This window comes from Peribacillus sp. NPDC094092 (genome assembly GCF_050279365.1).
Lineage (GTDB): Bacteria > Bacillota > Bacilli > Bacillales > DSM-1321 > Peribacillus.
This window is the reverse complement of the sequence record NZ_JBNNUC010000001.1, coordinates 793,223-805,879: the sequence shown is the minus strand read 5'-3', so window position 1 is coordinate 805,879 and position 12,657 is coordinate 793,223. Positions and strand designations below refer to the sequence as shown.

Genomic DNA, 12,657 nt, shown 5'->3' with positions numbered 1-12,657 from the left:
ATGACAGTAGAGACGGTTTTAATTACTGGTGCTACAAAAGGGATCGGATATGAATTCACAAAAGTTTTTGCAGAGCATTGTTATAACTTGGTATTAGTTGCCAGAGATTCGGCGTTGTTGGAACAACAAGCCGAGAGTCTAAATGAGGAATATGGCGTGCAAGTGAATACTTTTGCCGGCGATTTGAGTAGCCATACAACGGTAGAGAGTTTGCATCGATACTTGAAAAGCGCAGGAATCGAAATCGATATTTTGATTAATAATGCTGGAGCTGGCGGATTAGGGTTGATGACGGAATTGGATATTCAAAAAGAAATGGAATACCTACAGCTCAACATGATCTCTCTCACGTATTTAACTAGACTTATTGCGGGTGACATGGTGAAACGAAAGCAAGGTAAAATTTTAAACGTGGCTTCAACAGCAGCCTTTCAGCCAACTCCACGGATGTCGATGTATGGGGCCAGCAAATCTTACGTCTTATTCTTTACGGAAGCGATTGCGGAAGAACTTAAAGGAACCGGAGTTCAAGCTTCTGTATTATGTCCCCCTTCTACCAAAACGCAGCTCACGCAAGGGTTGGCTTCAACAAGAACAAAAATTTTCATTAAGAATTTAATTGAACCGGAAGCTGTAGCCAAGTGTGGATTTGAAGGGTTAATGAAGAATAAAACTGTTATCATTCCAGGCTTCAAAAATAAACTCATGGCTAAATCTGTGAGATTGCTGCCAAGGAAATGGGTAACCATCTATACCAGAAAGCTTATCGAACAAAAAGTGTAAATAGCATTGAAGTCCTGTCCTTGAAAGGGTTGAAGTTTTTAAGTGCATTATCTTTATAGATTTAAGATGGAAAATAGCTTACATAGTTTTTCAAACATCTTGTTTGGAATAAAAAAATCAAAAAAGGGGACCAATGATGAATTTTTTATTATCTAAGGAACACCAAATGATGCAAAAAATGGTGCGAGAGTTTGCTCTAAACGAATGTGAACCTACTGCTGCTCAACGTGATGAAGAGGAATACTTTGATATCAAGATATGGCACAAGATGGCGGAACTTGGTTTATGCGGCATTCCTTGGCCAGAAGAGTACGGAGGTGCAGGTGCCGATTACTTGAGTTATGTGATTGCGGTGGAGGAATTGTCACGGGTGGACGCTTCAATTGGGACTACGCTTTCCGCACATACATCGTTAGCCGGATGGCCTGTTTACAAGTTTGGGACGGAACATCAAAAGCAAAAATATTTGCGGGCCATGGCGGAAGGGAAAAACATTGGTGCGTATTGCTTGACGGAATCTGGATCCGGATCTGATGCCAGTGGAATGAGAACAACAGCCGTTCTAGACGGAGATGAATGGGTCTTGAACGGATCGAAGATTTTTATCACCAACGGAGGCTATGCCGACACTTATATCGTTTTCGCAAAGACCAACTCGGCACTAAAGCATAAAGGCATTTCTGCGTTTATTGTGGAAAAGGGCTTTCCAGGTTTCTCTGTGGGAAAGAAGGAAAAAAAGCTGGGCATTCGCTCCTCCGCCACGACTGAGGTCATTTTTGGGGACTGCCGCGTTCCAAAGGACAATCTTTTGGGCCAAGTGGGTGAAGGGTTCCAGATTGCCATGATGACTCTTGACGGCGGTCGGAACGGAATCGCTTCCCAAGCTGTTGGAATCGCTCAAGGATCATTTGATAATGCTGTAGCATTTGCAAAGGATCGCGTCCAATTTGGCAAAACGATTAGCTCACTCCAAGCTATTCAATTCAAATTAGCCGATATGGCCACAAAAATCGAAGCTGCCCGTTTATTGACGTATCAGGCAGCATGGCGTGAGGATCAAGGAATTCCTTACGGACATCAATCTGCAATGTCCAAACTATTTGCTGGAGACACCGCCATGGAAGTAGCGGTGGAGGCTATTCAAGTATTCGGCGGATATGGATACACAAGGGATTACCCGGTAGAACGTTATATGAGAGATGCTAAAATCACCCAAATCTATGAAGGGACGCAAGAGATTCAGCGTCTTGTAATTGCCGGAAATCTGCTTAAAGCATAGAAAAAACTCAAAATTAACGAAAACAGGAGTGTAATCTATTAAAAAGAGTCGAATGGGTATGTCAAGCGTGAAAGGTTTGCTTGAGCATGAGTTAGAGCCTTACAGCATGGCAGTTGAAAAAGGAAAAATAAAAGAATTGGCTGATGTGCTAGGTGGGGCGGTATGTGACGAATAATGAGAGTATTCACTTCAAATTGGACAGTCGGGAAAAGTCATAAACCTGATTTGTACATTGCCTGCGGAATTTCAGGTACCAGTCAGCATTAGCCGCGGTGTCTAACTCTCTAGTTGTCGTTTCGATTAACAAAGATCCCGAAGCCACTATCTTGCAAGTAGCGGACTGCGGTATTGTGGGGGATTTAGGTGATCCCGCTTCTAACGAAAGAAATTAAAAAAGTTCTAGTAAATTCTTAAAAAAATCCGGGCTAGAGCATGTATTACTCTGATTAATAAGTGCATCTCTTCTTAATAAAAATCTGCTATCAATGTAGAGATTGATAGACAATAATAAGCTTTAGGAAAGGAAATCGTATATGTTTAAAAAGGTTCTTATTGCTAATCGAGGAGAAATTGCTGTCCGTGTGATTAGGGCTTGTAAGGAAATGGGGATATCAACGGTCGCTGTATATTCTGAGGCAGACCGTGAAGCTCTGCATGTACGTCTAGCAGATGAAGCCTATTGCATTGGACCACACCTATCATCTAAGAGCTACTTGAATATGGAAAATCTATTAATTGTTGCTCAAGTATCACATGCAGATGCTATCCATCCTGGCTATGGATTTTTAGCAGAAAGTGCAGAATTTGCTAATATATGTGTTGAAAACGATATCATTTTTATTGGGCCATCAGCTGAGGCAATTAGTAAGATGGGGGCGAAAGCGGTAGCGAGAGAAACGATGGAAGACGCTGGCGTACCAATTGTTCCAGGTACGGATGGGATTATTGAAGATATTGACGAAGCTGTGGTTACAGCAAGAAGTATCGGGTATCCCGTTATTGTTAAAGCCACTGCTGGTGGTGGTGGAAAAGGGATGCGGGTTGCTGAATGCGAGGAAGAGTTAAAAAATGCGATTTCAATGGCGCAGCAAGAAGCAGCTACAGCTTTTGGTAATGCAGGTGTTTATTTAGAAAAGTACATTGAAGAGCCTCGACACATAGAAATCCAAATTATGGGTGATTCATTTGGCAATGTCGTGCACTTAGGGGAACGTGATTGCTCAATCCAGAGACGCCATCAAAAGCTAATTGAAGAAGCGCCATCCCCCGCACTTGATGAAGAACTAAGAACGAAAATGGGAGAGGCGGCATTGAAAGCCGCGAAGGCCGTACAATATTCAGGGGCAGGTACGATCGAATTTTTACTAGATAAATATAAAAATTTTTACTTTATGGAAATGAATACCCGTATTCAAGTTGAACACCCAGTTACAGAACTTATAACAGGAGTAGACTTAATCAAAGAACAAATACTTATTGCTTCAGGTCATAGGCTATCTGTCAAACAAGAAGATATTCATATCAATGGTTGGGCGATCGAATGTCGGATAAATGCAGAAAATCCTGATAAAAAATTTATGCCATCCCCTGGGAAAATTGGATTATACCTACCTCCAGGTGGATTTGGAATCCGAGTCGATAGCGCAGTTTATCCAGAATATACGATTTCACCATTTTATGATTCGATGATTGCCAAATTAATCGTACATGGAAAAAATCGTGAAGAAGCAATTGCAAGAATGAAGCGAGCCTTAAGCGAGTTCGTCATTGAAGGAATTGATACTACAATCGCTTTCCACCTTCGCTTATTAGAACACCCGGATTTTAAAGCTGGTAATTTTAACACGAAATTTTTAGAGATGAATGATTTAACGGTTTCCACTAAGTAACTAGTGGTGATTTGAAGTATGCAGTGGCACTGGATTAATTAGTTAAGAGAGGAGGTGATGGTGGAAAAACAATTTTTTGTAATTGGTGATGAGGATGACCGGATAATCGGGACTGAACCTATGGGGGAGATTTCATAGATCCTAAGAAATCTGAAATGAGTAACGAAAAAATAACAGAAATTAAATTATAGAAGGAGTGCTTCCTCATGTTTAAAATGAATGACATTAAAGAATTAATTCGAGCGGTGGACCGTTCTACAATTGGAGAATTACAGATTAAAGGTGAAAATGATCAGCAAATAACAATTAGTAAACAAATGAATGTCGGTCAAGTAGCGCTTATCGAAGAAACACAAGTCCCAGCGACTATTGCTGTCGCTCCTGTGAAAGTAGAAGTCGCCCCCGTTCAAAAGCAGGAAGAAATACAAACACCCTCGACAAATACTGAGGGCACAGCGGTTCATAAAATTACTTCCCCAATGGTGGGAACATTTTATTCGGCTCCATCACCTGATTCTGATGCCTATGTAAGAGTGGGAGATCAAATAAAAGAAGACACAGTGCTTTGTATTGTCGAAGCCATGAAGCTTATGAATGAACTTGAAGCGGAAGTTAGTGGTGAAATTGTTGAAATCTTTGTGGAAAATGGTCAGGTTGTTGAATATGGCCAGCCCTTGTTCCTCGTAAAAACAGCATAAGCATTAAAATTTAACCACTGATAGGAGAGGATCCACAGCATGGATATGTTCGATAAAATCGAGATCATGGAAGAACGACGGGAAAAAGTGAAGCTGGGGGGCGGTTATACACGGATTGATGCCCAGCATGAACGCGGGAAGCTTACTGCTAGAGAGCGTATCGAAATATTAGTGGATGAAGGGACATTCGTTGAAATAAACCCATTCATAGAAAATCGCGGCCTTGAATATGGATCCGGGGAGGCGCCAGGAGAAGGGGTTGTTACAGGATACGGTAAGGTTGGTGGATGCCTTATTTTCCTTTTTGCTCAAGATTTTACTGTTTTCGGCGGAGCCCTTGGCGAAATGCATGCGACGAAGATCACTAAAATCATGGATTTAGCAGCAGAAAATGGAGCACCTATAATCGGGTTAAATGACTCAGGTGGAGCACGAATTCAAGAAGGGGTTTTATCACTAGACGGATATGGACACATTTTCTATCGAAACTCCATTTATTCAGGCGTAATTCCACAAATTTCCGTGATTATGGGACCTTGTGCCGGGGGGGCTGTTTATTCTCCTGCGATAACAGATTTCGTTTTCATGGTAGAAAAAACAAGTCAAATGTTTATTACAGGACCAAAGGTAATTGAGTCGGTAACGGGTGCAAAAATTAATAGTGAGGATTTAGGTGGTGCGTCCGTTCATTCCACAATAAGTGGAAATGCCCATTTTACTGGACCAACGGAAGAAGACGTATTAAACGAAGTCAGGAGATTAATTGGCTACTTGCCATCAAACTATGAAGAAAATCCACCTTACAAAGAGCCAGTAAATAAAGTTCCTTTAGATGAAAGAATCGATGAACTTCTTGATGTTGTCCCGATTGATGGAACGAAGGTTTATGACGTGCGTAAGGTGATTCATTTAATTGTTGATGATCAAGATTTCATGGAAGTCCAGCCGAAATTCGCTAAAAACATTGTCGTTGGCTTTGGCCGTATAAACGGCGATACAGTCGGTATAATCGCAAATAATCCGAAGATGATGGCTGGTGGTCTTGATATTGATTCATCTGACAAATGTGCTCGCTTCATTCGATTCTGTGATTGCTTTAAGATTCCATTAATTACATTTGAAGACGTGAGTGGCTTTATCCCGGGAATTCAACAAGAGCATGGCGGGATTATCCGGCATGGAGCGAAAATTTTATATGCCTATTCGGAAGCTTTGGTTCCCAAAATTACAGTGATTCTTCGAAAAGCATATGGTGGGGCTTACGTTGCCCTAAACAGTAAAGCAACCGGGGCAGACTTAGTATTTGCTTGGCCTAATGCGGAAATTGCGGTTATGGGACCATCCGGGGCGGCCAATATCATTTTTGCAAAAGAGATTAATGAAAGTACAGATCCGGAGGCCTTTAGGCAAGAAAAAATCAACGAATACCGCGAACGGTTTGCCAATCCTTACGTCGCATCAGCTAATGGCATTGTTGATGATGTAATTGACCCGAGGGATACAAGAAAAAGTATCGCTAGTGCATTGGAAATGCTAAAAAACAAGAAGAAAGCATTACCTAAGAAAAGGCATGGAAATATCCCTTTATAAACCTTTTCTTTAATAGTTTATGAACTACTTATATTAATAGAAGAAAAACGTCTAAAGACGACAAATGAAAAAAAACCTAGCGTAAATTGAGATGGTATAGAAGGGAGAGAGCGATAGCATAGGGATTGATGCTTAGCGCAACTTAAAATGGATAAAAAAATAGTGGACCAATTTTCAGAATTTGAGATCCCAAGTTATGAACAGTGGCGTGACCTAACAGAAAAATGTTTAAAAGGAGCTTCTTTTGAAAAAAGACTTATTACAGAAACATATGAAGGGATTTTACTTCAGCCGATGTATCGAAAGGAGGATGCCGCCAATCTTCCTTTTCTGCAGTCTTTGCCAGGTATGGCTCCTTTTACTCGCGGCACTAAAACGCTTATAAATGGATGGGAAATTAATCAGGAAATCAATGTTGGAATACCCACTTCTTTTAATAAAGTAGCACGGCATGACCTTAGCAAGGGGCAAACCTCATTAAATATCGTCCTTGATACACCAACGAAACGTGGAATTAATGCGAATGAAGCTACCTCAGAAGTAGGGAAAGCGGGACTATCGATTTCAGGAGTAACCGATGTAGCCGATGCACTAAAAGATATTGACTTTGGTAATGTTCCTCTTCACGTAAGTGCTGGGGCAAATTCATTGCCAATCCTAGCTTTGATTATCGCTCATCTAAAACAGTCTGGACGAAAAGTGGAGGAATTACATGGGTGTATAGGAATGGATCCACTCGCAGAACTAGTAGAAAATGGAACGTTAGCTTACGAGTTGGAAGATTGTTATACATTGATGGCCGACATAACAAAATGGGCAAACGAGAATACCCCGCATTTACAAACGGTTCTAATCCATGGAAATGTCTATCATGACGGTGGAAGTAGTGCGGTTGAAGAATTGGCTTTTTCCTTATCTACAGGTGTCGAATATTTACAAGCACTAACTTCCCAAGGAATTGATATAAATAAAGCCGCCAGCAGTATCCGTTTCTCGTTCTCAATCGGTTCCGGTTATTTTATGGAAATTGCCAAACTTCGGGCCGCAAGAACTCTTTGGGCCAAAATTGTAGAAACGTTTGGTGGGAATGAGGAAGCCCAGAAGATGACGATGCATGCAAGAACATCTGCATGGACAAAAACTGTTTTTGATCCCTATGTGAATATGCTGCGTGCTACAACAGAAGCCTTTTCTGCAGCAGTCGGTGGAGCTGACAGCATTCATGTTAGTTGCTTTGATGAAGCGATTCAAAAGTCTACCGCTTTTTCACGACGAATTGCACGGAATGCCTCCATTATTTTAAAAGAAGAGGCTCATATTGCGAGAACAATCGATCCAGCCGGTGGCTCTTGGTACGTAGAAGTACTAACAAATGAGGTTGCCAAAAAGGCATGGGGGCTTTTCCAGGAAGTAGAACGAAAAGGTGGGATTTTCCAGTCATTAATAAAAGAATTCCCACAAAATGTGGTTCAACAAACAGCTTCAAAGCGAGTGAGGGGCATCGCTCATCGAAAAGATATATTCGTTGGTACCAATATGTATGTGGATTTGGCAGAAAAAGGGATGGATTGGATAGCGTTAAATGAAACGCCCCAAATTAATGATCATATTAATCAAGTAGTAGGCCGAGCACATATATCGGTAGGAAGTTTAGCCGAAATCTCAAATAAAACAGAGGCCGCGATCCAAGCTGCAAAACAAGGTGCATCATTAGGTGAAATAGCCAAAGCAACAGGTAGGAAGTCAGAAGCTGCGGTTTGTGTTAAAGCAATCAAGTCAACCAGAGGTGCACTTAAGTTTGAAGAACTTCGTCAATCCATTGATGAAATGGCACAGAAAACTGGAAATCGACCGAGTGTATTTCTAGCAAACTTAGGACCTATTTCAGATCATAAAGTGCGAGCAGATTTTGCTGCAGGATTTTTTGAGGTAGGCGGTTTCGATGTTATTCAAAACAATGGATTTGGTTCTATAAAAGAAGCAGCCGAGGCAATCGTTGCGTCCATGGCAGATTTTGTAATCATTTGTGGAAAAGATGAAGACTATCAACAAGCTGCCATTCCACTTGTAATGTCTATTAAAAAAACGGATGCACAAATAACCGTATTATTAGCAGGAAAGCCTAGCGAAGTAGATGAAGTTAGATTTAAAGAGGCTGGAGTAGCTGAATTTGTTCATGGTGGCTCAAATTGCTATGACGTATTAAGTCAACTACTACAGATGAAAGGAGTGGCTGTTTCATGACAAAACCAGATTTTACAAAATTAGCATATGCAGATGAAATAGAAGGAGAATTTAAAGTATGGAGTAAACATGCTGAGAAACTTTCTGGAATGTCTTTTGATAATTTAGCCGTTCCGACTTATGAAAAAATTGATGTAAAGCCTCTTTACACAAATATGGACACAATAGGAATGAAACATTTAGATTATGTGTCGGGAATCGCACCATTCTTTCGAGGTCCCTACCCAGCAATGTATAAATCACAACCTTGGACCGTTCGTCAATATGCTGGCTTTTCTACGGCGGAAGAAAGTAATGCGTTTTACCGCAGAAACTTAGCTGCAGGACAAAAAGGGCTTTCGATCGCCTTTGATTTGGCTACACATCGTGGGTATGATTCGGATCATCCTAGAGTCGTAGGCGATGTGGGGAAAGCCGGCGTTGCCGTTGATTCCATTCTAGACATGAAGATTTTATTTGATGGAATCCCATTAGATCTAATGTCTGTTTCGATGACGATGAACGGAGCTGTCCTGCCAATCATGGCTTTTTACATCGTGGCAGCTGAAGAACAAGGAGTTCCCCAGGAGAAGCTTACTGGAACCATTCAAAATGATATTTTAAAAGAATATATGGTTCGTAATACGTACATTTATCCTCCAGAATCGTCAATGAAAATCATAGCAGATATCTTCGAATACACGTCCCGGCATATGCCTAAATTTAATTCCATTAGCATCTCCGGTTATCATATGCAAGAAGCGGGGGCTACGGCCGATATAGAGTTGGGTTATACCCTTGCAGATGGATTAGAGTATGTCAAAACGGGTTTAAAAGCAGGGATTGATATTGATCGATTTGCTCCACGTCTTTCCTTCTTCTGGGCAATCGGAATGAATTACTATATGGAAGTGGCTAAAATGCGAGCTGCACGATTAATTTGGGCAAAATTAATGAAACGTTTTAATCCTAAAAATGAAAAGTCGCTAGCCCTTCGAACCCATTCACAAACTTCTGGATGGAGTCTGACAGAGCAAGATCCATTTAATAATGTGACACGCACCTGTATTGAAGCGATGGCCGCTGCCTTAGGACATACCCAATCACTTCATACGAATGCACTGGACGAGGCGATTGCCTTACCGACCGATTTTTCTGCCCGAATAGCTCGAAATACCCAATTATACCTTCAGGATGAAACGGGGATAACCAACGTATTAGACCCATGGGGCGGCTCCTATTACGTGGAGTCACTTACGGCTGAATTACTTGAAAAAGCCTGGGAACATATTGAAGAAATCGAAGCACTTGGCGGAATGGCAAAAGCCATTGAAACAGGACTGCCAAAGATGAGAATAGAAGAAGCGGCTGCCAGAAGACAAGCGCATATTGATTCTGGTAAAGAATCGATCATTGGAGTGAATAAATACCGTTTAGAAAAAGAGGACCCTCTTGAGATATTAGATATTGATAATACTGCTGTTCGTGAAGCGCAAATTCGCCGTTTAGAGCAGCTCCGGGCAGAAAGAGATAAAGCAAAGGTGGAAGCAGCACTTCAAGCGATTACAAAAGCGGCTGAAACTGGAGAAGGAAACCTCCTAGAGCTAGCGGTAAATGCAGCTCGCGCTAGGGCGAGCCTAGGAGAAATTTCGAATGCATACGAACAAGTAGTAGGGAGACATAAAGCAATTATTCGTTCTATTAGCGGAGTGTATAGTGCAGAGTTTGGGGAAGAGGAACAAGTGAAAATTGTCCGTGAAATGTCCGATCAATTTGAAGAAAATGAAGGCCGACGCCCTCGGATTATGATTGCAAAGATGGGACAGGACGGACATGACCGTGGAGCAAAAGTGATTTCGACCGCATTTGCAGACCTTGGTTTTGATGTTGATATCGGTCCCTTATTCCAAACACCAGAGGAAGCAGCCTTACAGGCCGTGGAAAATGATGTACATGTTCTAGGGATGAGCTCTCTTGCTGCTGGTCATAAAACATTACTTCCTCAAGTCATTGAAGAGCTGAAGCGTTTAGGCCGTGAAGATATTGCCGTCGTGATTGGCGGTGTTATTCCTGCTCAAGATTACAGTTACTTAATAGAAAAAGGAGCGGCTGCCATATTTGGACCAGGAACGGTTATCCCGATTGCCGCACAACAGGTGATTAAAGAATTAAATCGTCGTCTCGGATTGGTTACTTAAATGACAGAAAAAGAAAGCATTCAATCCAAGCAACTCTTATCGCCAAGACGAAGACACCTTTCTGTTGATGATTATGTGCAGGGTGTGATGAATGGAAATCGTGCAATTATTGCTCAAGCGATCACCTTAGTTGAAAGCAATTTACCTAAACACATGGAAATGGCACAAAAAGTGCTGAAAGAACTGATTCCATATACAGGGGAATCAATTCGAATCGGCTTTACAGGCGTTCCTGGGGCTGGTAAGAGCACGTTAATTGAATCCTTTGGTATGATGCTCTGTGAGCAAAATCACCGTGTAGCGGTTTTAGCCGTTGACCCAACTAGCAGTGTATCTAGAGGAAGTATTCTAGGTGACAAAACAAGAATGGAACATCTTTCTTGCCACCCACATGCATATGTTCGACCGTCACCGTCAAGTGGGACGTTAGGAGGGGTCACCAGAAAAAACCGTGAAACCCTTCTTATTTGTGAGGCAGCAGGGTATGACGTAATAATCGTGGAAACTGTCGGAGTCGGCCAAAGTGAAATAACCGTCCGTTCCATGGTGGATTTTTTCCTAGTTATTATGCTGACTGGTGCAGGGGATGAGCTACAAGGAATGAAAAAAGGGGTGATGGAATTAGCTGATGCTATTTTCATTAATAAAGCGGATGGCGAAAACAAACAAGCTGCCATGAATGCAAAGGCGGAATACAATCGCTTCCTTCATTTCTTACAGCCAATCACCGAGGGTTGGGAAACAAAAGCATTTACTGTGTCTGCCATGACGGGTGAAGGCGTATCTAACATTTGGAAAGTCATTCAGAAATATAAACAAGTTACCAGTAGGAATGGATGCTTTCGAAAAAGAAGAAAAGAACAAATGATCGACTGGGTTCATTCTATGATAGAGGACCAATTAAAGGCGAGATTTTATGGTAATCCATCGATGAAAAAAAACATTACTAAAATGGAAGGATTACTTCTTAACGGCCATACTTCTCCCACACTCGCAGTCCAACAATTATTCAATATTTATGATGAGATGGGATAAGGAAGGTTTTTCATATAACCTTATAAACCATTAGAAAGTATAGAAAGGGGAAATGTTTGGTAAAAACGATAGGAATAGTGGGAGCTGGAACAATGGGGAATGGGATTGCTCAAGTAGTTGCTGAGGCCGGTTATCAAGTCATACTTCAGGATATCGATGAAAAATATGTACAAGCAGGACTAGATGCAATTAAAAAAAATCTCCACAGAAAGGTCACTAAAGGAAAAATGGAAGGGAAAGAGGCTCAGGAGATATTATCGCTAATTCATGGCACAGTGAACTTGCATGATTTGTCAGAAGTTGACGTTGTTATTGAGGCAATTATTGAAAAAATGGAAGTGAAAAAGGAAATATACAAGCGTCTTGATTCGATATGTAAAGGATTTACAGTTTTGGCGTCCAATACGTCTGGTTTAAGTATTACGGAAATTGCAGGCTCTACGAACAGACCAGATAAGGTTATAGGAATGCACTTTTTCAATCCAGTCCTTGTGATGGAGTTAGTAGAAATTATTAAAGGATCGCGTACATCGGAGGAATCTATTCAGTTGATCAGTAATTTGGTTGATCGTTTAGGAAAAAAGAGTATTTTGGTTCATGATGCCCCTCTGTTTGTAGTGAATCGAATATTAGCATCTATGCTTAATGAGGCAATCTTTCTTCGGTACGAAGGAACTGCTAGTGCTGAGGACATTGATCAAGCAATGATGTTAGGAGCAAATCATCCAATTGGTCCTTTAGCATTGGCAGATCTAATCGGACTTGATACGTTGTTATACGTCATTGAAACTTTATATTCCGAAACGGCAGATTCCAAGTATCGGCCATGCCCGTTACTTAAGAAATTAGTAAGGGCAGGACATCTTGGGAAAAAGAGTGGAATAGGCTTTTATAGTTATCAATAGCTTAGTTATTTATCTGATAATAAAAATAAGTTTCTTAAATCAAGCAATTCAAATGTT

9 protein-coding genes and 1 pseudogene are annotated in these 12,657 nt (G+C 41.2%); all 10 read left to right on the top strand.

Translation table 11 applies throughout. The annotated features are described in order from the left end of the window. The 10 genes and pseudogenes from ACQKNS_RS03800 to ACQKNS_RS03755 all read left to right on the top strand — a co-directional run bounded on the left by ACQKNS_RS03800 (window position 1) and on the right by ACQKNS_RS03755 (window position 12,600). Window positions 1–783, top strand: coding sequence for an SDR family NAD(P)-dependent oxidoreductase (locus ACQKNS_RS03800; RefSeq protein WP_427641272.1), 783 nt, complete (start codon window positions 1–3; stop codon window positions 781–783). A 136-nt stretch (window positions 784–919) separates the two neighbouring features. Next, window positions 920–2,062, top strand: a complete 1,143-nt coding sequence (locus ACQKNS_RS03795; RefSeq protein ID WP_427641271.1) for an acyl-CoA dehydrogenase — start codon at window positions 920–922, stop codon at window positions 2,060–2,062. Between the two features lie 178 nt (window positions 2,063–2,240). Next, window positions 2,241–2,476, top strand: a pseudogene (locus ACQKNS_RS03790) (FAD-binding protein); the annotation flags it as partial. Between the two features lie 119 nt (window positions 2,477–2,595). Beyond that, entirely contained in the window at window positions 2,596–3,951 is a 1,356-nt protein-coding gene (gene accC, locus ACQKNS_RS03785; RefSeq protein ID WP_427641270.1) for an acetyl-CoA carboxylase biotin carboxylase subunit, read from the top strand. Window positions 3,952–4,157: 206 nt separating this feature from the next. Continuing rightward, window positions 4,158–4,649 (top strand): acetyl-CoA carboxylase biotin carboxyl carrier protein, encoded by a 492-nt coding sequence (gene accB, locus ACQKNS_RS03780; RefSeq protein ID WP_427641269.1) that lies wholly within the window; start codon window positions 4,158–4,160, stop codon window positions 4,647–4,649. A 39-nt stretch (window positions 4,650–4,688) separates the two neighbouring features. Beyond that, window positions 4,689–6,239 carry an acyl-CoA carboxylase subunit beta gene (locus ACQKNS_RS03775; protein ID WP_427641268.1) on the top strand — a complete coding sequence of 517 codons (1,551 nt, stop codon included), beginning with the start codon at window positions 4,689–4,691 and terminating at the stop codon, window positions 6,237–6,239. Between the two features lie 147 nt (window positions 6,240–6,386). Further along, window positions 6,387–8,483 (top strand): methylmalonyl-CoA mutase family protein, encoded by a 2,097-nt coding sequence (locus tag ACQKNS_RS03770; protein ID WP_427641267.1) that lies wholly within the window; start codon window positions 6,387–6,389, stop codon window positions 8,481–8,483. Then, on the top strand, window positions 8,480–10,660 hold the full coding sequence (scpA, locus tag ACQKNS_RS03765; protein WP_427641265.1) for a methylmalonyl-CoA mutase: 2,181 nt from the start codon (window positions 8,480–8,482) through the stop codon (window positions 10,658–10,660). The genes ACQKNS_RS03770 and scpA overlap by 4 nt, the downstream gene beginning before the upstream one ends. Further along, the gene (gene meaB / locus ACQKNS_RS03760; RefSeq protein ID WP_427641263.1) at window positions 10,661–11,695 is read left to right on the top strand and encodes a methylmalonyl Co-A mutase-associated GTPase MeaB; all 1,035 of its coding nucleotides are present in this window, start codon (window positions 10,661–10,663) and stop codon (window positions 11,693–11,695) included. It begins immediately after the preceding gene. Between the two features lie 56 nt (window positions 11,696–11,751). Beyond that, a complete protein-coding gene (locus ACQKNS_RS03755) occupies window positions 11,752–12,600 on the top strand; it encodes a 3-hydroxybutyryl-CoA dehydrogenase (protein WP_427641262.1) in 849 nt (282 codons plus the stop codon). Window positions 12,601–12,657: the final 57 nt, after the last annotated feature.

What these genes read in the sequence shown, in the direction of transcription:
- ACQKNS_RS03800 (WP_427641272.1), top strand. Translation starts at nt 1, where the DNA reads ATGACAGTAGAGACGGTTTTAATTACTGGTGCTACAAAAGGGATCGGA.
- ACQKNS_RS03795 (WP_427641271.1), top strand. Translation starts at nt 920, where the DNA reads ATGAATTTTTTATTATCTAAGGAACACCAAATGATGCAAAAAATGGTG.
- accC (WP_427641270.1), top strand. Translation starts at nt 2,596, where the DNA reads ATGTTTAAAAAGGTTCTTATTGCTAATCGAGGAGAAATTGCTGTCCGT.
- accB (WP_427641269.1), top strand. Translation starts at nt 4,158, where the DNA reads ATGTTTAAAATGAATGACATTAAAGAATTAATTCGAGCGGTGGACCGT.
- ACQKNS_RS03775 (WP_427641268.1), top strand. Translation starts at nt 4,689, where the DNA reads ATGGATATGTTCGATAAAATCGAGATCATGGAAGAACGACGGGAAAAA.
- ACQKNS_RS03770 (WP_427641267.1), top strand. Translation starts at nt 6,387, where the DNA reads ATGGATAAAAAAATAGTGGACCAATTTTCAGAATTTGAGATCCCAAGT.
- scpA (WP_427641265.1), top strand. Translation starts at nt 8,480, where the DNA reads ATGACAAAACCAGATTTTACAAAATTAGCATATGCAGATGAAATAGAA.
- meaB (WP_427641263.1), top strand. Translation starts at nt 10,661, where the DNA reads ATGACAGAAAAAGAAAGCATTCAATCCAAGCAACTCTTATCGCCAAGA.